The sequence below is a fragment of the Burkholderia sp. EMB26 genome, from assembly GCF_024730645.1.
Lineage (GTDB): Bacteria > Pseudomonadota > Gammaproteobacteria > Burkholderiales > Burkholderiaceae > Burkholderia > Burkholderia cenocepacia.
In genome coordinates, this window is record NZ_CP078070.1 from 3,354,950 (window position 1) to 3,374,473 (window position 19,524).

Below are 19,524 nucleotides of genomic sequence, written 5' to 3' on the forward strand. Positions count from 1 at the left end.
CGCCGGCCCGCGCTCCTTCCGCTGTTTCCCGCGGCACCGTCGATGCCGCCCGATACCCGCACACGCACCTTGCCTTTTTCGCGTTTTGTTTAGTATTTTTAGTAACGGCGTTTTCGCAGATTAGCGCTTAAAAACCCGTTATTTTCGGGTATTCCCCGGTTATCCGGCCCGAATTCGGCGATGTGTTTTACTATACAATCGCTTTCACCCTAAACAAACCGGACCCCGAACGATGGGTACGACCATTCGCGATGTGGCGCGGGCGGCAGAGGTCTCGATCGGCACCGTCTCCCGCGCGCTGAAAAACCAGCCGGGCCTGTCCGAAGCGACGCGTGCGCGCATCGTCGAGATCGCGCAGCAGCTCGGCTACGATCCCGCGCAGTTGCGGCCGCGCATCCGCCGGCTCACCTTCCTGCTGCACCGCCAGCACAACCGCTTTCCGGCCAGCCCGTTCTTCTCGCACGTGCTGCACGGCGTCGAGGACGCCTGCCGCGAGCGCGGCATCGTGCCGACGCTGCTCACGGTCGGCCCGAACGACGACGTGCTGCGCCAGATGCGTCCGCACGCGCCCGACGCGATCGCGGTGGCCGGCTTCATCGAGCCCGAGACGATCGAGGCGCTCGCCGCCACCGGCCGGCCGCTCGTGCTGATCGACCTGTGGGCGCCCGGGTTGCGCTCGGTCAACATCGACAACGCGACGGGCGCGGCGCTCGCGATGCGCCACCTGCTCGCCACCGGCCGCTCGCGGATCGCCTTCATCGGCGGCTCGCCCGCGCACTACAGCATCGCGCAGCGCGCGATCGGCTACCGGCGCGCGTTCTTCGAAGCCGGGCGGCTGTTCGATCCCGCCTACGAAGTGACGATCGACGCGGGGCTCGACCCGGACACGGGCGCCGCGCGCGCGATGGAGCAACTGCTCGACGCGCCGGGCCCGCGCCCCGAAGCCGTGTTCGCGTACAACGACGCGGCCGCGCTGGCCGCGCAGCGCGTGTGCACCGCGCGCGGCCTGCGGATTCCGGACGACATCGCGATCGTCGGCTTCGACAACATCCCGGCCGCCGCGCACGCGAGCCCGCCGCTCACGACGCTCGCGGTCGACAAGGAAGCGCTCGGCCGCCGCGGCGTCGAGCTGCTGCTCGCCGAAGCGCCCGAGCGCACCGAGATTTCCCTGCCCGTCGAGCTGATCGTGCGGGCCAGCAGCCAGCCCGCCGGCTCCCCGGCACTCGATACCGTAACGGCCACCGAATCATGAACATGCCTCCGGTCCAACCCTGCACGGCCGCGCCGGCCGCCCACACGCAAGCCGCACCGTTCGTCGCGAGCTTTCGCGATCCGTCGTTCCTGCTGTCGCACATCGAAGACACGCTGCGCTTCTACGCGACCCACGCCTTCGACCCGACGGGCGGCTTCTACCATTACTTCCGCGACGACGGCAGCATCTACAACCGCACGTCGCGCCACCTCGTCAGCAGCTGCCGGTTCGTCTTCAACTACGCGATGGCGTACCGCCATTTCGGTGATCCGCGTCACCTCGACTACGCGCGCCACGGGCTGCGCTTCCTGCGCGACGCGCACTGGGACGACACGCTGCAGGGCTACGACTGGGAACTCGACTGGCGCGACGGCGCGAAGCGCGCGACGCTCGACGGCACGCGCCACTGCTACGGGCTCGCGTTCGTGCTGCTCGCGGCCGCGCACGCGACGATGGCCGGCATCGACGAAGCACGCCCGCTGATCGCCGCCACCTACGAACTCGCCGAGCACCGCTTCTGGGATGCGGCCGCGGGCCTGTATGCGGACGACGCGACGGCGAACTGGAACGTGTCGTCGTATCGCGGCCAGAACGCGAACATGCACATGACGGAAGCGCTGCTCGCCGCGTACGAGGCGACCGGCCACCTCACGTACCTCGATCGCGCGGAAAAGCTCGCCACCCACATCACGCAGCGCCAGGCCGCGCTGTCGGGCGGCCTCGTGTGGGAGCACTACCATGCGGACTGGTCGATCGACTGGGACTACAACAAGGAAGACAGCTCGAACATCTTCCGTCCGTGGGGCTTCCAGCCCGGGCACCAGACCGAATGGGCGAAGCTGCTGCTGATCCTCGAGCGGCACCGCCCGCTCGACTGGCTCGCGCCGCGCGCGGCCGAGCTGTTCGACGCGGCGCTCACGCACGCGTGGGACGCCGATCACGGCGGCCTGTACTACGGCTTCGGCCCCGACTTCACGATCTGCGACCACAACAAGTATTTCTGGGTGCAGGCGGAAACCTTCGCGGCGGCCGCGATGCTCGGCGCGCGCACCGGCAGCGAACGCTTCTGGGACTGGTACGACGAGATCTGGCGCTACAGCTGGGCGCATTTCGTCGATCACCGCTACGGCGCGTGGTATCGAATCCTCACCTGCGACAACCGCAAGTACAGCGACGAGAAAAGCCCGGCCGGCAAGACCGACTATCACACGATGGGCGCCTGCTACGACGTGCTCGCGACCCTCGCGCGCGCGCAACGCAGCGAGCCGACGCAATGAGCGGCGGCACGTTTCCGGCTTTCGTGTCGGCGGGCGACATCCTGACCGACATGGTGCGCGCGGGCGATGCGCAGTGGACGTCGGTGCCGGGCGGCGCCGGCTGGAACGTCGCGCGCGCGGTCGCGCGGCTCGGCGTGCCGAGCGCGCTCGCCGGCGCGATCGGCGAAGACTGCTTCTCCGACGTGCTGTGGCACACGAGCGAAGCGGCCGGGCTCGACCTGCGCTTCCTGCAGCGTGTCGCGCGGCCGCCGTTGCTCGCGATCGTCCACGAGACGCGCCCGCCCGCGTACTTCTTCATCGGCGAAGCGAGCGCCGACCTCGCATTCGATCCCGCCCGGCTGCCGGCCGGCTGGACCGAACACGTGAAATGGGCGCATTTCGGCTGCATCAGCCTCGTGCGCGAACCGCTCGCGGGCACGCTGGCCGCGCTCGCGGCCGACCTGCACGCGCGCGGCGTGAAGATCAGCTTCGATCCGAACTGCCGGAACCTGATGACGGCCGCGTACCGGCCGACGCTCGAGAAGATGGCCGCCCTCGCCGACCTGATCAAGGTGTCCGACGAGGACCTGCGGCACCTGTTCGGCGGCGACGGCCCCGACGCGATCGCGGCGGTGCGCGCGCTGAATCCGCGGGCGGCCGTGCTGGTCACGCGCGGCGCGCAGGCGGCGACGCTCTACGCGGACGGCGACGTGCACGAAGCCAGCCCGCCGCGCGTCGAGGTGGCCGACACGGTCGGCGCGGGCGACGCGTCGATCGGCGGGCTGCTGTTCAGCCTGATGGCCGCGCCGCAGCGCGGCTGGCGCGAGCATCTCGCGTTCGCACTGGCGGCCGGCGCCGCCGCGTGCCGGCACACGGGCGCGCACGCGCCGACGCTCGACGAGGTCGTCGCGCTGCTCGAAGGTTGAAGGGACGTTGAAGGAACGGTGACCGGTCGCTGATCGGTCACCGATAAACCGCACTCACCATGCTGCGCCGCAGTGCTACGATGAAGCGTCCTATTGCGGGAGAGGCACGATGGACACGAACACGTTCACCAAAGGCATCTATACGGCCAAGGCGCATACGCACCGCGCGGACAACGGCGAGTTTCAGGGCTACGTGATCCTCGCGCGGGACGACGGCGACGAGACGGAGAACATGCGCTACGACGTTCACACGACGAGTTCGAGCGAGGAAGAAGCGTTCGAGGAAGCGAAGGCGCTCGCGCACCGGATTCTCGGCGAAATCGAACTGTAAGGCGCGAGCCGTCATGCGCGCGTCGCGGCCCGGCCGCGACGCGCCGCCTGCGGCTCAGAGCAGCCGCGCCACCATCGATACCAGCATCGTCAGCACCAGCGTCGACATGAACGGGAACGGGTAGCGCCGCCCGCCGAGCGTCAGCGTGACGTCGCCCGGCATCCGGCCGATGCCGAGCTTGCCGAGCCACGGCCAGCAGCGCATCAGGATCATCACCGCGACAAACGACGCCATCAGCCAGCGCAACATGAGGGATGCCTCGTCAGAGCGCGTGCGAGCGGTCGCCGCGCGCGAACGCGTCGAGCGTGCCGTCGATCCCGCGCGAAAACGCGATCACCTTGAACAACTCGCCCATCTCGGCTTCCGAGATCAGCTTCTGCACCGCGTTCGCGGCCGGCAGGAAGGCGTGGATGTCGGACGGATCGATCGCGGCCAGCGCGTCGGTGATGCCCGCGTTCAACAGGAAGCGCGCCTGAGACGTATAGCCGAGCAGCTCGGCGCCGGCGGCGATCGCGGCCTCGTAGATGCCGGTGAATTCGACGTGCGCGGTGATGTCCTGCAGGCCCGGGTACACGAACGGGTCGTCGTGCGCGTGATGGCGGTAGTGGCACATCAGCGTGCCGCGGTCGCGCTGCGGGTGGTAGTACTCGTGCGCGGGGAAACCGTAGTCGACCAGCAGCACCGCGCCGCGGCCGAGCATCGTGCAGACGGTGCGCGTGAACGCGAGCGCCGCCTCGTGCGTTTCGGTCACGTAGCCGTCGCCGACGTCGAGCGCCGCGAGCACCGCCGGCAGGCCGGCCGCGCCGACCGGCCGGTCGTCGAACACGAACGCGTGCCGCGCGTCGAGCGCGACGCCGCGCTCGCGCCATGCGCCATCCGCCTTCGCGAACAGCCGCACCGGCATCGCATCGAGCACCTCGTTGCCGACCACGACGCCGTCGAACCGCTCGGGCAGCGCGTCGAGCCAGCGCACCTTGGCGGCCAGCGCCGGCACCGCGGCTTCGATCGTGTCGCGCTGCCGTTCGCGCAGCTCGCCGGACAGGTCGACGATCAGGTATTCGTCGAGCTCGACGCCCGGCGCGTCGAGCGCCGCGAGCAGCCCGGCCGCGAGCTTGCCCGTGCCGGCGCCGAATTCCATCACGCGGCGCGTGCCGCTCGCCGCGAGCGCCTCGGCCACCGGTTGCGCGAGCGTCTGCGCGAACAGCGGCGACAGTTCGGGGGCGGTGACGAAGTCGCTGCCGTCGTCGGCGCGGCGCCCGAACTTGCGCGCGCCGCCGCTGTAGTAACCGAGGCCCGGCGCATACAGCGCGCGCTCCATGAAACGGTCGAACGGCAGCCAGCCGCCGGCCGCCGCGATCTCGTCGCGCAGTTGCGCGGCAAGGGTTTCGGACTGCGCGAGCGCGTCAGGGCCGGGAGCAGGTAAACTAGCGGGTTCGTGAGCTTTCGGGTTCATCCCGGCATTGTAAATGACCGTTTCAGCCGATACGTCGACCCCACGCGTGGTGCTCGTCACGGGCGCCCTGGGCAGCGCGGCCGACGCCGCGTCGATCGGCCGTGCGCTCGCGACGGGCTTCGCCCGCCGCGGCTGGGACGTCGCGCTGCAGCGCAGCCACGGCGCGCCGCGCGCGGCCGCCGACGCGCTCGTCGCCGAAGTCGCGGCGCTCGGCCGCCGCGCGGCCGTGCTCGACGCCGATCTGGCCCTGGAGGCCAATGCCGCGGCCCTCGTCGCCGCGTGCGGCGAAGCGCTCGGCCGGCCCGCATGCGCGGTGTTCGTCAGCGCCAGCGCAGGCGCCGACGACGCGCACACGGTGGACGGCGCGTCGCTCGCCGCCGCGCTCGCGCGCAACGTGACCGCGCCGCTCGCGCTGGCCCGCGCACTCGCCGATGCGACGCCCGACGCCGCGCGCGAGCACGAAGCGCTGCGCGCGTGCGCGATCCACGTACTGGATCAGGCGCTGTTTCACCCCGCACCGGCGCAGCTGTCGCACGCGCTGATGCAGGCCGCGTTGAACCGCGCGACGTCGGCGCTCGCGCTGGCGCTCGCACCGAAGGTGCGGGTCGCGGCGCTCGTGCGCGGCCACGCGCCGCACGCGGACGACATCGCGGCGGCCGCGTGCTATCTCGCGAGCGCGCCCGGCGTCACGGGCGCGACGCTGACCGTCGACGGCGGCGAGCACCTGGTGCCGCCGGCCGCCGGCCCGAATGAATGAACCGCGCGGGCGCGGCCTGACCGCCGCCGCCCGCGCCGCTTTGCGTGCGCGCACGCCAATTTGACTGGGACGACCATGTTTTCCGCTCTCCTGCACCCCCGCCTCGCGGATTGCCGCAGGCTCTACCTGCGCGACTACGAGGTGCACATCAACATCGGGGCCTTCGAACACGAGAAGCGCGGCGAGCAGCGCGTCGTCATCAACGTCGACTTGTTCGTGCCGCTCGCGCTGTCCACCCCGGTCGACGACCGGCTGCACGAAGTCGTCGACTACGATCTGATGAAGCAGAGCGTCGCGCAATGCGTGGCGCGCGGCCACATCCACCTGCAGGAGACGCTGTGCGATTCGATCGCCGCGCACCTGCTGGCGCACGATGCCGTGCGCGCGGTACGCGTCCGTACCGAGAAACCGGACGCCTATCCGGACTGCGACGCCGTCGGCGTCGAAGTCTTTCGCATCAAGGACGAGGAGCGCGCATGAACGCCCCCCACATGAACGACACGGCGGCCGACGCCACGACCGCCGAAACCGGCCGCCCCGCGCTGACGCGCCGCGAGCAGAAGGAAGCGTACGAGAACAACAAGCTGTTCAAGCGGATCGTGCGCCAGGTCGGCCAGGCGATCGGCGACTACAACATGATCGAGCAGGGCGACAAGGTGATGGTGTGCCTGTCGGGCGGCAAGGACAGCTACGCGATGCTCGACGTGCTGCTGCGCCTGCGCGAGCGCGCGCCGATCGACTTCGACATCGTCGCGGTGAACCTCGACCAGAAGCAGCCGGGCTTCCCCGAGCACGTGCTGCCCGAATACCTGAAGCAGGTCGGCGTGCCGTTCCACATCGAGAACCAGGACACCTACAGCATCGTCAAGCGGCTCGTGCCCGAAGGCAAGACGACCTGCTCGCTGTGCTCGCGGCTGCGCCGCGGGATCCTGTACCGCGTGGCCGGCGAGCTCGGCGCGACCAAGATCGCGCTCGGCCATCACCGCGACGACATCGTGCAGACGCTGCTGCTGAACATGTTCTACGGCGGCAAGCTGAAGGGAATGCCGCCGAAGCTGCAGTCGGACGACGGCAAGAACATCGTGATCCGCCCGCTCGCGTACGTGAAGGAAACCGATCTCGAGAAATACGCGGAGTTGCGCGAATTCCCGATCATCCCGTGCAACCTGTGCGGCAGCCAGCCGAACCTGAAGCGCGCGGAAATGAAGGCGCTGATCCGCGACTGGGACAAGCGCTTCCCGGGCCGCGTCGACAACATGTTCAACGCGCTCGCGAAGGTCGTGCCGTCGCACCTGATGGACACGACGCTGTACCCGTTCCAGTCGCTGCGCGCGACGGGCGAAGCCGACCCGCAGGGCGACATCGCGTTCGACGAGGAACCGTGCGCATCGGGCGACGACACCGCGACGCCGGGCGCGTCCAAACCGATCTCGATCGTCCAGTTCGACGACCTGTAAGCAGGGCCGGAACACCCGCCGGAACCGGGCGCCGGCCGCCCTTTCCGGCGTCGCGCGCCCGCCGCGGCAGGCCCGGAACGGCGGGGGCCGCATGCTAAAATGGACGGCTTCGAACTCCTCTGACAAGCTGGCGCCATGAATATCGTGATTTTGGCGGCAGGCACCGGCAAGCGCATGCGTTCCGCGCTGCCGAAAGTGCTTCACCCCCTGGCCGGCAGGCCGCTCCTCTCCCACGTCATCGACACCGCGCGCGCACTGCAGCCGTCCCGGCTCGTCGTCGTCGTCGGCCACGGCGCCGAGCAGGTCCTGGCCGCGGTCGCCGCGCCCGACGTCCAGTTCGCGGTGCAGGCCGAGCAGCTCGGCACCGGCCATGCGGTCCGCCAGGCGCTGCCGCTGCTCGATCCCGCGCAACCGACGCTCGTGCTGTACGGCGACGTGCCGCTCACGCGCGCGTCGACGCTGCAGCGTCTCGTCGATGCCGCGCGCGAGGGCCGCTACGGGATCCTGACCGTCACGCTCGACGACCCGACCGGCTACGGCCGCATCGTGCGCGACGCGTCCGGCTTCGTCACGCGCATCGTCGAGCAGAAGGATGCGTCGCCGGAAGAGCTGAAGATCGCCGAGATCAACACCGGCATCATCGTCACGCCGACGGCGCAGCTGTCGATGTGGCTCGGCGCGCTGAAGAACGAAAACGCGCAGGGCGAGTACTACCTGACCGACGTCGTCGAACTCGCGATCGAGGCCGGCTTCGAGGTCGTCACGTCGCAGCCCGACGAGGAATGGGAAACGCTCGGCGTGAACAGCAAGGCGCAACTCGCGGAGCTCGAACGCATTCACCAGCGCAACGTGGCGGACGCGCTGCTCGTCGACGGCGTCACGCTCGCCGATCCGGCGCGCATCGACGTGCGCGGCACGCTGCGCTGCGGGCGCGACGTGTCGATCGACGTGAACTGCGTGTTCGAAGGCAACGTGACGCTCGATGACAACGTGACGATCGGCGCGAACTGCGTGATCCGCAATGCGTCGGTCGGCGCCGGCACGCGCATCGACGCGTTCACGCACATCGACGGCGCCGCGCTCGGCGCGAACACCGTGATCGGCCCGTACGCGCGGCTGCGCCCCGGCGCGCAGCTCGCGGACGAAGCGCACGTCGGCAACTTCGTCGAGGTGAAGAACGCGGTGATCGGTCACGGTTCGAAAGCGAACCACCTCACGTACATCGGCGACGCCGACATCGGCGCGCGCGTGAACATCGGCGCTGGCACGATCACCTGCAACTACGACGGCGCGAACAAGTTCCGCACCGTGATCGAGGACGACGTGTTCGTCGGCTCCGACACGCAGCTGGTTGCCCCCGTGCGGGTCGGCCGCGGCGTGACGATCGCCGCCGGCACGACGATCTGGAAGGACGTGGCCGAAGGCGTCCTCGCGTTGAACGAGAAGACGCAGACCGCGAAGAGCGGCTACGTCCGGCCGGTCAAGAAGAAGAGCTGAACCTTTTGCGGGCGCCCCGCGGCGCCCGCGTCGACTTACAGGATTGACCATTCATGTGCGGCATTGTCGGCGCAGTTGCGCAACGTAATATCGTTCCGGTGCTGATCGAAGGTCTGCGGCGCCTCGAATACCGCGGCTACGACTCGTGCGGCGTCGCCGTGCTCGAGCCGGGCGCCCCGAAGCGCGCGCGCAGCGTCGCACGCGTCGCCGATCTCGACACGCAGGTTCGCGAGACGCACCTCGAAGGCACGACGGGAGTCGCGCACACGCGCTGGGCCACGCACGGCGCGCCCGTCACGCACAACGCGCACCCGATCTTCTCGTCGAACGCGCTCGCGCTCGTGCACAACGGCATCATCGAGAACTTCGAGCCGCTGCGCGAAACGCTGCGCGCGAAGGGCTACGAATTCGTGTCGCAGACCGACACCGAAGTGATCGCGCACCTCGTGCACAGCCTGTATCGCGGCAACCTGTTCGACGCGGTGCGCGAGGCCGTGCAGCAGCTGCACGGTGCCTACGCGATCGCCGTGATCCACAAGGACCAGCCGCACACCGTCGTCGGCGCGCGCCAGGGTTCGCCGCTCGTCGTCGGTCACGGCGACGGCGAGAACTTCCTCGCATCCGATGCGCTCGCGCTCGCCGGCAGCACCGACCGCTTCACGTTCCTCGAGGAAGGCGACGTGTGCGAGCTGTCGCTCGACGGCGTGACGATCGTCGACCGTCACGGCGCCACCGTGCAGCGCGAAATCCGCGTCGTCAGCGCGTACGGCGGCGCGGTCGAGCTTGGACCCTATCGCCACTTCATGCAGAAGGAAATCTTCGAGCAGCCGCGCGCGATCGGCGACACCGTGCCGCAGACGGACGCCTTCGACGCGACGCTGTTCGGCGATGCGGCCCCCGCCGCGTTCGCGGAGATCGACAGCCTGCTGATCCTCGCGTGCGGCACGAGCTACTACTCGGGCCTCACCGCGAAATACTGGCTCGAATCGATCGCGAAGATCCCGACCCAGGTCGAGATCGCCAGCGAATACCGCTACCGCGAGTCGGTGCCGAACCCGCGCCAGCTCGTGCTCGTGATCTCGCAGTCGGGCGAGACGGCCGATACGCTCGCGGCGCTCAAGCATGCGCAGTCGCTCGGCCACACGCATACGCTCGCGGTGTGCAACGTCGCGACGAGCGCGATGGTGCGCCTGACCGAAATGCAGTTCCTCACGCACGCGGGCACCGAGATCGGCGTCGCGTCGACGAAGGCGTTCACGACGCAGCTCGTCGCGCTGTTCGTGCTGGCCGCGACGCTCGGCAAGCTGCGCGGGCACGTCGACGCCGCGCAGGAAGCGCAATTCCTGAAGGAGCTGCGCCACCTGCCGGCCGCGCTGAACAGCGTGCTCGCGCTCGAGCCGCAGATCATCGCGTGGTCGGAGGAATTCGCACGCAAGGAAAACGCGCTGTTCCTCGGCCGCGGGCTGCACTACCCGATCGCGCTCGAAGGCGCGCTGAAGCTGAAGGAAATCTCGTACATCCACGCCGAGGCCTATCCGGCCGGTGAACTGAAGCATGGGCCGCTCGCGCTCGTCACGGAAGCGATGCCGGTCGTCACGGTCGCGCCGAACGACACGCTGCTCGAGAAGCTGAAGTCGAACATGCAGGAAGTGCGCGCGCGCGGCGGCGAGCTGTACGTGTTCGCCGATGCCGATACGCAGATCGTCAACGACGACGGCCTGCACGTGATCCGGATGCCGGAGCACTACGGCCAACTGTCGCCGATCCTGCACGTCGTGCCGCTGCAGCTGCTCGCGTATCACACCGCGTGTGCACGCGGCACCGACGTCGACAAGCCGCGCAACCTCGCGAAATCGGTGACGGTGGAGTAAGGCCGGACGTCGGGATGGCCCCTCGCCGGACCGTCCCGACCGTATGCGGATGCGAGGTCGGCCATTCGGCCAGGTCGAAATATGTACCACGTAGTGGTATATAATCCTGTGCTAACTCGACCGGCTCGACATGTCTGCTTCCGTACGACGCGTCTTCAAGACGAAGTGGTTTCACACGGCAGCCGGGAAAGCGGGAATCGCCGATGACGAACTCTGCCGCGCGGTGCGGGATCTGGCCCGCGGCCAGGGCCTCGATCTCGGCGGCAACGTGTGGAAGAAGCGCCTCGGCGGCAATCGGCAGCGCGGGATCGTGCTGGGCAAGGTCGGGCACACGTGGGTGTTCGTGTTCCTGTTCGCGAAATGCGACCGCGAGAACATCGACGCACGCGAACTGCGCGCCTTCAGAAAGCTCGCCGCGGATGTCGGCCGACACACCGACAGCGACATCGCGACGCTGGTTACCCTGAAAGAGTGGGTGGAGATGTGCAATGGCTAAGAGTCGATTCAAGAGCGACGCAACGGAGGCGATCCACAGCGCCGCGTCCGGCCTTTATCGTGCGCAACTGATCGACAAGAAGACGATGCGGGAATACGACGATCTCTGCATCGAAGCCGCCCCGCAGTTCGATCCGGAAGCGATCGCCCGCATTCGCAAGTCCGTCAACGTCAGCCAGAGCGTGTTCGCGCTCTACCTGAACACGACGACCTCGACGATCCGCCAATGGGAACAGGGCGACAAGCGGCCGAGCGGCATCGCCGCGCGCATGCTCCAGATCGTCGAGAAACACGGGCTCGAGGTGTTCTCCTGAGCCGGCTTCCCCGAGTGCAGAGGCACGGCCCCGGCCGGACGCGCGCCGCAACGAATATGACGGAGAGACAATGGTAAGACTGTTTGGATGCGGATTGCTGGCGCTGACGTTCGCGTCGACGGGCTGGGCCGCCGAGCACTATGTCGAGGTCTGGAACCCGCCCGAGGCGCGGCAGCCTGCTGCCCGTACGCCGGACGCCCGTACGCCGGATGCCCGTATGCCGGATGCCCGTATGCCGGCCGCCCACACAAGCGCCGACGCACGCACCGGCAAGAGCGCGGAGAAGCACGCGAGCGCCACCACGCCGAAAGCCGCGGCGAAACCGCACAAGCGCCGCGTCGCGCAGGCCGTGAAGGCCGGCCCGCACCGCCCGGCCGCCGCCGCGCCCGACACGCCGGCCGCGCCGCGCCCGGTTGCGCAGCCGGCACCCGGGCGTCTCACGGTGATGCAACCCGCCGCACCGGATGCGACGCACGCGCCCACCTTCTCCAACATCCCGCGTCAATACACGCCGGACGGCAACGTGCTGCAGGTCGGCACGCACGGCCGCGCGGCGGAGGTGACTCGATAATGGAAGCGCAGACCTACCACGGCTACCAGATCTGGGGCCACGCGATCCTGCAGCAGGACGAGATCATGCAGCCCGAGCGCTTCGCGGCAAGCGGCACGATCACGCAGAACAATCGGCTCGTCGAGGCGTCGGGCGTGCTCGGCGTGTTCGACACCGAAGACGACGCGCGCGATGCCGGGCTCGAATGGGCGCGCGCGTGGATCGACAACCACAGCTGACGCACGCAACGCGCGCATCCGCGGCCGCCGTCAGCAAGGCCGCGCAGGTGCATCGCGCACCGCACATGAAAAAGGGGCGTCCATGACGCCCCTTGTTTCATTCGAACCGGGAAACCCGGAAACACTCACGCCGCGGCGCGCGGCGGCCTCACCGTCTCCTGCGGCCGGCCGACGAACCGTGCCAGCACGAGGATCGCCACCAGCGTCGCGACGTACGCGGCGATCTGGATCCCCGCCGGGCGCGCGGTATAGCCGATCAGCGTATGCAGCGCCTTGCCGACGATGCTCGTTTCCTTGAGCAGCCACGACGTGTCCCAGACCGCATCGCCCCACGACGGCACGAGCCCGGCCGCCAGCAGGAAGCCGACGCACTGGCTCGCCATGCCCGCGGCGAGCAGCACGATCAGCCCGTTGGTGACGGAGAACAGGCGCTTCAACGGAATCTGCAGCAGGCCCGCGTACATCGCATAGCCGAGCCCCGCACCGCCGAGCACGCCGAGCAGCCCGCCGGCGATCATCTGCGGCGTCTGGCCCGGATCGCCCGCGGCGATCCCGTACAGGAACAGCACGGCCTCGGAGCCCTCGCGCAGCACCGCGACGCCGACCACGATCGCGAGCCCCGTCAGCGGCCGGCTGCCGGCCGCGACCGCGCGGCCGACCTCGCCCATGTGCAGCGCCATTTCGCGACCGTGCCGGCTCATCCAGATGCAGTGCCACGCGAGCATCAGCGTCGCGACGAACATCACGCCCGCGTTGAAGACTTCCTGGCCCATGCCGGACGCCCATTGCGAGATCACGTCGGCGAACGCCGCGATCAGGCCGGCGCCGACCACGCCGCCGACCACGCCGCCGACCAGCCCGCCGCCCACCCACCAGCCGCGCCGCGGCACGCCCTTCGTGGCAGCCATCACGATCGAGACCACCAGCGCGGCCTCGAGCACTTCACGAAAGACGATCAGGGCAGTAGACAGCATGTCGGTATCGGCTTACTTGACGGTCAGGTGCGTCTTCGACTGCGCTTCGTGATACTCGTCGTGGAACTCGTAGGTCCCGGCCTTCAGCGGCCCGACCAGGATCTCGACCGACTTGCCGGCCGGCACGACCTTCTCCGCCTTGAAGTCGTCGCTCTCGAATTCCGCCGGCGTCGCGTCGAGGTTCTTCACGACGAATTTCACTTTCTTGCCGGCGGGGATCGTCACGCCATCGGGCGAAAACTTGTGGTCCTTCAGCGTCAGGTTGACGACGTCGTCGGCCGCGAAGGCGGACGTGGCCGAGGCGCCCAGCAGGGCCAGTGCGAAACCGATAGCGAAACGGGTCATGTGCGTAATGAACGGAAATATCGAAGGGAATCGATACTAAGATCGATTCGCATTTTCACCTCGGAGTACCCTTACTCCGAACATGGAGATCGTACGCGATCGACGTGACACGCCCGTTGCCGCGCAAGGCTCCGCCAGATTTCGTCGACAATGGATGGCCGTCAATCGGGAAAAATTCGGACTGACGCACGCGCGCGAATCACGATTCGTCAGACCTCAGCATTACAAATGGCTGATGCCGTACACCTCGTTGCGTGCGGCGCTTGACCTTCCCACCATGGCAAGCTTCATGCTGCATGTATTCGTCAACCATCCATCCGGGAGAACACGATGGAATTCGAAGTCCAGGACATGACCTGCGGCGGCTGCGCCAACGCAATCACGCGTGCGGTGACGGCCGCCGACCCCGCCGCGAAGCTCGACATCGACGTCGCGGCGAAGATCGTCAAGGTCGACTCGGCGCAAGGCGCCGAGCGCGTGCAGTCGATCATCGAAGCCGCCGGCTTCCATCCCGCGCTGCGCACCGCGTAACGCGCACCGAAGGCTAGGCGCGTCGCCGGACGGCGACACGCCCGCGCCCGGCCGCGCGTCAGCGCAGCCGGATCAGCGTCGACTTCAGTTCGGTGTACTTCTCGAGCGCGTGCAGCGACTTGTCGCGGCCGTTGCCCGACTGCTTGTAGCCGCCGAACGGAAAGTTCATGTCGCCGCCCTCGTCATAGCAGTTCACCCACACGGTGCCCGCCCGCAGCCGGCGCGACACGTCGTGCGCGGTCGTCAGGTTCGACGTCCACACGGCCGCGGCCAGCCCGTATTCGGTGTCGTTCGCGATCCGCACGGCCTCGTCGACGTCGTCGAACACGATCACCGACAGCACGGGCCCGAAGATTTCCTCGCGCGCGATCTTCGCGTCGGGCTTCACCTCGAACACCGTCGGCTCGACATAGAAGCCGCCCGTTTCCGCGTTCACGCGCGCACCGCCCGTGACGAGCCTGCCCTCGCCGCGCCCCGCTTCGATATAGCCGAGCACGCGTTCGAGCTGGATGCCGTCGACGATCGCGCCCATCGACACCGACGGATCGAGCGGATTGCCGGGCACGTATGCGCGGGCGGCCGCGACGAGCTTCTCGATGAACGCGTCCTTGATGTCGCGATGCACGAGCAGCCGCGAGCCAGCCGTGCACATCTCGCCCATGTTGTAGAAGATCGCGCCGGCCGCCGTCTGCGCCGCGCGGTCGAGATCGGGACAGTCGGGCAGCACGATGTTCGGTGACTTGCCGCCGAGCTCGAGCCACGCGCGCTTCAGGTTCGACTGCGCCGCATACTGCATGATCAGCTTGCCGACCGCCGTCGAGCCCGTGAACGCGATGCAGTCGACGTCGCGATGCAACGCGAGCAGCTTGCCCGGTTCGCCCGCGCCCGGCACGACGTTGAATACGCCGGCCGGGATGCCGGCCTCGAACGCGAGCTGCGCGACGCGGATCGCGGTCAGCGGCGACTTCTCCGACGGTTTCAGCACGACGCTGTTGCCGGCCGCGAGCGCGGGGCCGAATTTCCATGCGGCCATCAGGATCGGGAAGTTCCACGGCACGACGGCGGCCACCACGCCGACCGGCTCGCGCGTGACGAGACCGACGAGATGATGATCGGCCGGCGCGACCTCGCCGCCGACCTTGTCGATCGCCTCGGCGAACCATTCGACGCAGTACGCGGCGCCCGGCACGTCGACCGTCGTCGTGTCGCCGATCGGCTTGCCCGCGTCGAGCGTCTCGAGCAGCGACAGTTCGTCGAGATGCTCGCGCATCAGCGCGGCCCAGCGCAGCAGCACGGCCTTGCGCGCGCGCGGGTTCAGGCCGGCCCATACACCTGCGTCGAATGCGCGGCGGGCTGCCGCGACGGCCGCGTTCACGTCCGCTTCGCCGCAATCGGCGACCTTCGCCAGCACGCGGCCGTCGATCGGGCTCACGCAGTCGAACGTCCTGCCGCCATGTGCGTCGCGCGACGCGCCATCGATGAATGCGCGCCCTTCGATCTCGAGCGACGCCGCCTTGTGTTGCCAGTCAGCCAAAGTCAACTTGTTCATCAGGATGCCTCAATGTTGTGGCATTCGCGATGCGGCGCGCCGCGCGCGAGGCATGCGGCCGGCCTGCAGCGAATGCGGTGACGCGCGGTCAGAAGGTCGCCGGCGAATTGGCCGACACGACCTCGCAGATCAGTTCCGCGCTGGGATTGCGAAAACGATGCGGCAAACGGCTTTCGAAGTAGTAGCCGTCTCCGGGGTCGAGCAGCCACGTCGCGCCGTCGACGGTCAACTCGAGCCGGCCCGACACGACGACGCCGCCCTCGTGTCCCGCGTGCACCAGCATCTCGGGCCCCGTGTCGGCCAGCGGCTGGTAGGTCTCGCGCAGGATGCACATGTTGCGATCCTTCACGTTCGCGCCGACGAGCTGAAACGCGAGCGACTCGTTGCCGAGGTTCGGCATCTCGTCGCGGCGCGACACGACCGCGCGCGATTCGACGAGCTCGAACGTGAAGAACTCCGCGAGACTCATCGGGATGCATTCGAGCAGTTTCTTCAGCGAGCCGACCGACGGGCTCACGCGGCCCTGTTCGATCAGCGAGATCGTGCCGTTGGTGACGCCGGCGCGTTTCGCGAGTTCGCGCTGCGACAGGCCATGCTTGTTGCGCACGAAACGCAGGCGCTCGGCGACTTCGGTGGACATCGATTCGGTTTCGGACACGATAAGTGCGATGACAAAGTGAAACGACGCATGGGACAGCCGTTGAATATTCTAATCACTTTATGCCGCACATCAGCGGGGAAAACCCTGAAAGCCGTTCGAAATAATGAACGGCATGCCGATTATTCCTTTTGCGAATCTTTTGTTCGCACTGCTCGGGAAAGCCCTGATGCAGGACCATTAAAAAACATTTGACGCCGTTATTGGCTCGTATATGCTGGCTCTCAGGTCGGCGTCATCAGGCTTTCATAGGCATCGAAAAGCGTTATCGCAACGCAACAATTGATGCCCGTCAATGTAAATGACGCAGGACCGGCGCCTCGATTATTTTAAACGCCCCGTGCGTCGAAACGATCAGGTGTTCAATACTTTCAACAAACCAGTCGAGTGTAATCGTGAGAGTCCGTGGCCCTCTGGTGAGGTGGGATCGAGGCGATGTGCGAAGTTTGCGCAGCGCCGTTCCCGCTTCCGACGGCAGTTGCGGCTGGCATAGTCCTCGCCTGCTTCACCTGTCGATCTACACCATCCTGTCCCGTCGTTCCGTTCGGCGTCACAACGCCGTTTCCGCACGCGCATTCGTCGCCGTCGATACCGACGAAGTGGCGTCGCTGCTGCCGTAGCGCCTCTCCTTTCTTCACGTCGTTCGTTTCATGTGCCGATTCGCCAACCGCATCTTCCGTGCGGTGACGGAACGCGTTCGCGCATACGTTGCCGCGTCGCGTATCGCGAGGAAACGAACGACGGCCTGATCGTCGCGCGCAGCGCGGATCGCCACGCCATCCCGTTGCGCCCATTCACCAGCGGCCGTGCGCCTCGCGCCCGGCTGCGGGGCCGTGTCGCGCCTGCGTTTTGCCGCATCCGGCTCGATGCACGTCACGTCCCTACGGATTACTGATTGACGTCATGGAAAGGAAACCTCTCGTCGGCATCACCGCCGACCTCACCCAGATCGGCGCCCACGCGTCGCATACGGTCGGCGACAAATACGTCGCCGCGATCGTCGACGGCGCGCAGGCGCTCGCGATGGTGCTGCCCGCCCTCGGCGAGCGTCAGTCGACCGCCGACGTGCTCGACGCGGTCGACGGGCTGCTGTTTACCGGCAGCTACTCGAACGTCGAGCCGCATCTGTATGGCGGCGAACCGAGCGCACCGGGCACGAAGCACGACCCGGCGCGCGACGCGACGACGCTGCCGCTGCTGCGCGCGGCCATCGTCGCGGGCGTGCCCGTGCTCGCCGTGTGCCGCGGCTTCCAGGAGCTGAACGTCGTGTGCGGCGGCACGCTGCATCAGCGCGTGCACGACGTGCCCGGCTTCGCCGACCACCGCGAGGACGACGACGCGCCGATGGATACGCAATACGGCCCCGCGCACGTCGTGCGCCTGACGCCCGGCGGCCTGCTGCATGCGCTCGCCGGCGGCCGCGACGAAGTACAGGTGAACTCGCTGCACAAGCAGGGCGTCGCGCAACTCGGCTCCGGCCTCGCGGTCGAGGCCGTCGCGCCGGATGGCCTGATCGAGGCCGTGAGCGTCGTCGACGCACCGGCGTTCGCGCTCGCCGTGCAGTGGCATCCGGAATGGCGACATGCGCAGGACCCGCTGTCGAGCGCGATCTTCCGCGCGTTCGGCGACGCGTGCCGCGCGCGCCGCGCCGCCCGCACTAGCGCCACGGCCGCCGCCGCGCTCGCCTGAGCGCGCCCACCAGACAACGAGAACAGACATGCAAGACATCGAAGACTTTCTGAAGCAGCACCGGATCACCGAGATCGAAGCGATCATTCCCGACATGGCCGGCATCGCGCGCGGCAAGATCACGCCGCGCAACAAGTTCACGTCCGGCGAATCGATGCGCCTGCCGCAGGCCGTGATGGTGCAGACCGTCACCGGCGAATATCCGGAAGACGGCTCGCTGACCGGCGTGACCGACCCCGACATGGTGTGCGTGCCCGACACGTCGACGATCCGCCTGATTCCGTGGGCGGTCGACCCGACCGCGCAGGTGATCCACGACTGCGTGCACTTCGACGGCTCGCCGGTCGAGATCTCGCCGCGCTACGTGCTGCGCCGCGTGCTCGACCTGTACAAGGCGAAGGGCTGGAAGCCGGTCGTCGCGCCGGAACTCGAGTTCTACCTGGTCGACATGAACAAGGACCCCGACCTGCCGCTGCGTCCGCCGGTCGGCCGCACGGGCCGCCCCGAAACGGGCCGCCAGTCGTACTCGATCGAGGCCGTCAACGAGTTCGATCCGCTGTTCGAGGACATCTACGAGTACTGCGAATCGCAGAACCTCGACATCGACACGCTGATCCACGAAGTCGGCGCCGCGCAGATGGAGATCAACTTCATGCACGGGGACGCGCTGTCGCTGGCCGACCAGGTGTTCCTGTTCAAGCGCACGGTGCGCGAGGCCGCGCTGCGCCACAACATGTACGCGACGTTCATGGCCAAGCCGATGGAAGACGAACCGGGTTCGGCGATGCACGTGCACCAGAGCATCGTCGACGAGGAAACGGGCCAGAACCTGTTCACGTCGCAGGAAACCGGCGGCGCGACGTCGATGTTCTACAACTATCTCGCGGGGCTGCAGAAGTACACGCCGGCGCTGATGCCGATCTTCGCGCCGTACATCAACTCGTACCGCCGCCTGTCGCGCTTCATGGCCGCGCCGATCAACGTGCAGTGGGGCTACGACAACCGCACGGTGGGGTTCCGCATTCCGCATTCGGGTCCGGCCGCGCGCCGCATCGAAAACCGCATCCCCGGTGTCGACTGCAATCCGTACCTCGCGCTCGCGGCGACGCTCGCGGCCGGCTATCTCGGCATGACGCAGCGCCTGGAGCCGACCGAGCCGCTGGTGAGCGACGGCTACAGCCTGCCGTACCAGCTGCCGCGCAACCTCGAGGAAGGGCTGACGCTGATGGCCGCGTGCGAGCCGCTCGGCGAGATCCTCGGGCACAAGTTCCTGAAGGCGTATTTCGCGCTGAAGGAAACCGAATACGAAGCGTTCTTCCGCGTGATCAGCTCGTGGGAACGCCGCCATCTGCTGCTGCACGTGTAAGCGTGCCAACCGCA

At 68.0% G+C, this 19,524-nt stretch carries 23 protein-coding genes; 17 read left to right on the forward strand and 6 right to left on the reverse strand.

The features are described 5' to 3' along the window. The first annotated feature begins 232 nt into the window (after nt 1-232). From KU887_RS15790 to KU887_RS15805, 4 genes are all read left to right on the forward strand, one after another. The gene (locus tag KU887_RS15790) at nt 233-1,252 is read left to right on the forward strand and encodes a LacI family DNA-binding transcriptional regulator (protein WP_006482178.1); all 1,020 of its coding nucleotides are present in this window, start codon (nt 233-235) and stop codon (nt 1,250-1,252) included. Next, nucleotides 1,249-2,529 carry an AGE family epimerase/isomerase gene (locus tag KU887_RS15795; protein ID WP_034201266.1) on the forward strand — a complete coding sequence of 427 codons (1,281 nt, stop codon included), beginning with the start codon at nt 1,249-1,251 and terminating at the stop codon, nt 2,527-2,529. Before KU887_RS15790 ends, KU887_RS15795 begins: the two co-directional genes overlap by 4 nt. After that, nucleotides 2,526-3,434, forward strand: coding sequence for a carbohydrate kinase (locus tag KU887_RS15800; RefSeq protein ID WP_006495474.1), 909 nt, complete (start codon nt 2,526-2,528; stop codon nt 3,432-3,434). The genes KU887_RS15795 and KU887_RS15800 overlap by 4 nt, the downstream gene beginning before the upstream one ends. 109 nt (nt 3,435-3,543) lie before the next feature. Then, entirely contained in the window at nt 3,544-3,765 is a 222-nt protein-coding gene (locus KU887_RS15805; protein ID WP_006484657.1) for a hypothetical protein, read from the forward strand. Between the two features lie 54 nt (nt 3,766-3,819). Here the strand turns inward: KU887_RS15805 and KU887_RS15810 are convergent, their stop codons facing one another. Together KU887_RS15810 and KU887_RS15815 are read right to left on the reverse strand one after the other, a co-directional pair. Beyond that, nucleotides 3,820-4,014 (reverse strand): DUF2905 domain-containing protein, encoded by a 195-nt coding sequence (locus KU887_RS15810; protein WP_069353162.1) that lies wholly within the window; start codon nt 4,012-4,014, stop codon nt 3,820-3,822. A 13-nt stretch (nt 4,015-4,027) separates the two neighbouring features. Next, a complete protein-coding gene (locus tag KU887_RS15815; protein WP_077055833.1) occupies nt 4,028-5,218 on the reverse strand; it encodes a class I SAM-dependent methyltransferase in 1,191 nt (396 codons plus the stop codon). 13 nt (nt 5,219-5,231) lie between these two features. On the opposite strand from KU887_RS15815, the gene KU887_RS15820 reads away from it, so the two are divergent. The 9 genes from KU887_RS15820 to KU887_RS15860 all read left to right on the forward strand — a co-directional run bounded on the left by KU887_RS15820 (nt 5,232) and on the right by KU887_RS15860 (nt 12,398). Next, nucleotides 5,232-5,975, forward strand: a complete 744-nt coding sequence (locus KU887_RS15820) for an SDR family oxidoreductase (RefSeq protein ID WP_034201264.1) — start codon at nt 5,232-5,234, stop codon at nt 5,973-5,975. A gap of 75 nt (nt 5,976-6,050) precedes the next feature. Continuing rightward, on the forward strand, nt 6,051-6,455 hold the full coding sequence (locus KU887_RS15825; RefSeq protein ID WP_006488695.1) for a dihydroneopterin aldolase: 405 nt from the start codon (nt 6,051-6,053) through the stop codon (nt 6,453-6,455). Further along, entirely contained in the window at nt 6,452-7,432 is a 981-nt protein-coding gene (ttcA, locus tag KU887_RS15830; protein WP_034178390.1) for a tRNA 2-thiocytidine(32) synthetase TtcA, read from the forward strand. Before KU887_RS15825 ends, ttcA begins: the two co-directional genes overlap by 4 nt. A gap of 135 nt (nt 7,433-7,567) precedes the next feature. Beyond that, nucleotides 7,568-8,929, forward strand: a complete 1,362-nt coding sequence (gene glmU, locus KU887_RS15835; protein ID WP_258250479.1) for a bifunctional UDP-N-acetylglucosamine diphosphorylase/glucosamine-1-phosphate N-acetyltransferase GlmU — start codon at nt 7,568-7,570, stop codon at nt 8,927-8,929. A 53-nt stretch (nt 8,930-8,982) separates the two neighbouring features. Next, nucleotides 8,983-10,800 (forward strand): glutamine--fructose-6-phosphate transaminase (isomerizing), encoded by a 1,818-nt coding sequence (glmS, locus tag KU887_RS15840; RefSeq protein WP_006495479.1) that lies wholly within the window; start codon nt 8,983-8,985, stop codon nt 10,798-10,800. Between the two features lie 130 nt (nt 10,801-10,930). After that, the gene (locus KU887_RS15845) at nt 10,931-11,296 is read left to right on the forward strand and encodes a type II toxin-antitoxin system RelE/ParE family toxin (protein ID WP_258250480.1); all 366 of its coding nucleotides are present in this window, start codon (nt 10,931-10,933) and stop codon (nt 11,294-11,296) included. Continuing rightward, nucleotides 11,289-11,609, forward strand: a complete 321-nt coding sequence (locus tag KU887_RS15850; protein ID WP_006477596.1) for a DNA-binding transcriptional regulator — start codon at nt 11,289-11,291, stop codon at nt 11,607-11,609. Before KU887_RS15845 ends, KU887_RS15850 begins: the two co-directional genes overlap by 8 nt. Before the next feature lie 70 nt (nt 11,610-11,679). After that, a complete protein-coding gene (locus KU887_RS15855) occupies nt 11,680-12,180 on the forward strand; it encodes a hypothetical protein (protein ID WP_125332958.1) in 501 nt (166 codons plus the stop codon). After that, nucleotides 12,180-12,398, forward strand: coding sequence for a hypothetical protein (locus tag KU887_RS15860; RefSeq protein ID WP_006477594.1), 219 nt, complete (start codon nt 12,180-12,182; stop codon nt 12,396-12,398). Before KU887_RS15855 ends, KU887_RS15860 begins: the two co-directional genes overlap by 1 nt. Before the next feature lie 125 nt (nt 12,399-12,523). Here the strand turns inward: KU887_RS15860 and KU887_RS15865 are convergent, their stop codons facing one another. Then, nucleotides 12,524-13,372 carry an FTR1 family protein gene (locus KU887_RS15865; RefSeq protein WP_258250481.1) on the reverse strand — a complete coding sequence of 283 codons (849 nt, stop codon included), beginning with the start codon at nt 13,370-13,372 and terminating at the stop codon, nt 12,524-12,526. Nucleotides 13,373-13,384: 12 nt separating this feature from the next. Beyond that, a complete protein-coding gene (locus KU887_RS15870; protein ID WP_006488047.1) occupies nt 13,385-13,717 on the reverse strand; it encodes a cupredoxin domain-containing protein in 333 nt (110 codons plus the stop codon). 330 nt (nt 13,718-14,047) lie between these two features. On the opposite strand from KU887_RS15870, the gene KU887_RS15875 reads away from it, so the two are divergent. Beyond that, entirely contained in the window at nt 14,048-14,248 is a 201-nt protein-coding gene (locus KU887_RS15875; protein WP_006477591.1) for a heavy-metal-associated domain-containing protein, read from the forward strand. Between the two features lie 58 nt (nt 14,249-14,306). On the opposite strand, the gene KU887_RS15880 is transcribed toward KU887_RS15875, so the two are convergent. Together KU887_RS15880 and KU887_RS15885 are read right to left on the reverse strand one after the other, a co-directional pair. Further along, nucleotides 14,307-15,797 carry an aldehyde dehydrogenase gene (locus KU887_RS15880; RefSeq protein ID WP_006488053.1) on the reverse strand — a complete coding sequence of 497 codons (1,491 nt, stop codon included), beginning with the start codon at nt 15,795-15,797 and terminating at the stop codon, nt 14,307-14,309. A gap of 88 nt (nt 15,798-15,885) precedes the next feature. Then, nucleotides 15,886-16,437, reverse strand: coding sequence for a cupin domain-containing protein (locus KU887_RS15885; protein WP_034178391.1), 552 nt, complete (start codon nt 16,435-16,437; stop codon nt 15,886-15,888). A 455-nt stretch (nt 16,438-16,892) separates the two neighbouring features. Between KU887_RS15885 and KU887_RS15890 the strand changes: the two genes are divergently transcribed. The 3 genes from KU887_RS15890 to KU887_RS15900 all read left to right on the forward strand — a co-directional run bounded on the left by KU887_RS15890 (nt 16,893) and on the right by KU887_RS15900 (nt 19,510). Beyond that, nucleotides 16,893-17,075 (forward strand): hypothetical protein, encoded by a 183-nt coding sequence (locus KU887_RS15890; RefSeq protein ID WP_006488040.1) that lies wholly within the window; start codon nt 16,893-16,895, stop codon nt 17,073-17,075. Between the two features lie 283 nt (nt 17,076-17,358). Next, nucleotides 17,359-18,144, forward strand: a complete 786-nt coding sequence (locus KU887_RS15895) for a gamma-glutamyl-gamma-aminobutyrate hydrolase family protein (protein ID WP_258250482.1) — start codon at nt 17,359-17,361, stop codon at nt 18,142-18,144. A 28-nt stretch (nt 18,145-18,172) separates the two neighbouring features. Continuing rightward, nucleotides 18,173-19,510: a glutamine synthetase family protein gene (locus KU887_RS15900; protein ID WP_006485614.1), complete on the forward strand. Its 1,338-nt coding sequence runs from the start codon at nt 18,173-18,175 to the stop codon at nt 19,508-19,510. The last annotated feature ends 14 nt before the right edge of the window (nt 19,511-19,524 follow it).

Excerpts from the sequence above, each read along its gene's own strand:
- KU887_RS15795 (WP_034201266.1), top strand. The coding sequence starts at position 1,249 with ATGAACATGCCTCCGGTCCAACCCTGCACGGCCGCGCCGGCCGCCCAC.
- KU887_RS15885 (WP_034178391.1), bottom strand. The coding sequence starts at position 16,437 with ATGTCCACCGAAGTCGCCGAGCGCCTGCGTTTCGTGCGCAACAAGCAT.
- KU887_RS15875 (WP_006477591.1), top strand. The coding sequence starts at position 14,048 with ATGGAATTCGAAGTCCAGGACATGACCTGCGGCGGCTGCGCCAACGCA.
- glmS (WP_006495479.1), top strand. The coding sequence starts at position 8,983 with ATGTGCGGCATTGTCGGCGCAGTTGCGCAACGTAATATCGTTCCGGTG.
- KU887_RS15815 (WP_077055833.1), bottom strand. The coding sequence starts at position 5,218 with ATGAACCCGAAAGCTCACGAACCCGCTAGTTTACCTGCTCCCGGCCCT.
- ttcA (WP_034178390.1), top strand. The coding sequence starts at position 6,452 with ATGAACGCCCCCCACATGAACGACACGGCGGCCGACGCCACGACCGCC.
- KU887_RS15870 (WP_006488047.1), bottom strand. The coding sequence starts at position 13,717 with ATGACCCGTTTCGCTATCGGTTTCGCACTGGCCCTGCTGGGCGCCTCG.
- KU887_RS15845 (WP_258250480.1), top strand. The coding sequence starts at position 10,931 with ATGTCTGCTTCCGTACGACGCGTCTTCAAGACGAAGTGGTTTCACACG.
- KU887_RS15900 (WP_006485614.1), top strand. The coding sequence starts at position 18,173 with ATGCAAGACATCGAAGACTTTCTGAAGCAGCACCGGATCACCGAGATC.
- KU887_RS15790 (WP_006482178.1), top strand. The coding sequence starts at position 233 with ATGGGTACGACCATTCGCGATGTGGCGCGGGCGGCAGAGGTCTCGATC.
- KU887_RS15805 (WP_006484657.1), top strand. The coding sequence starts at position 3,544 with ATGGACACGAACACGTTCACCAAAGGCATCTATACGGCCAAGGCGCAT.
- KU887_RS15825 (WP_006488695.1), top strand. The coding sequence starts at position 6,051 with ATGTTTTCCGCTCTCCTGCACCCCCGCCTCGCGGATTGCCGCAGGCTC.
- KU887_RS15880 (WP_006488053.1), bottom strand. The coding sequence starts at position 15,797 with ATGAACAAGTTGACTTTGGCTGACTGGCAACACAAGGCGGCGTCGCTC.
- KU887_RS15800 (WP_006495474.1), top strand. The coding sequence starts at position 2,526 with ATGAGCGGCGGCACGTTTCCGGCTTTCGTGTCGGCGGGCGACATCCTG.
- KU887_RS15820 (WP_034201264.1), top strand. The coding sequence starts at position 5,232 with ATGACCGTTTCAGCCGATACGTCGACCCCACGCGTGGTGCTCGTCACG.
- KU887_RS15895 (WP_258250482.1), top strand. The coding sequence starts at position 17,359 with ATGGAAAGGAAACCTCTCGTCGGCATCACCGCCGACCTCACCCAGATC.
- KU887_RS15855 (WP_125332958.1), top strand. The coding sequence starts at position 11,680 with ATGGTAAGACTGTTTGGATGCGGATTGCTGGCGCTGACGTTCGCGTCG.
- glmU (WP_258250479.1), top strand. The coding sequence starts at position 7,568 with ATGAATATCGTGATTTTGGCGGCAGGCACCGGCAAGCGCATGCGTTCC.
- KU887_RS15850 (WP_006477596.1), top strand. The coding sequence starts at position 11,289 with ATGGCTAAGAGTCGATTCAAGAGCGACGCAACGGAGGCGATCCACAGC.
- KU887_RS15860 (WP_006477594.1), top strand. The coding sequence starts at position 12,180 with ATGGAAGCGCAGACCTACCACGGCTACCAGATCTGGGGCCACGCGATC.
- KU887_RS15865 (WP_258250481.1), bottom strand. The coding sequence starts at position 13,372 with ATGCTGTCTACTGCCCTGATCGTCTTTCGTGAAGTGCTCGAGGCCGCG.
- KU887_RS15810 (WP_069353162.1), bottom strand. The coding sequence starts at position 4,014 with ATGTTGCGCTGGCTGATGGCGTCGTTTGTCGCGGTGATGATCCTGATG.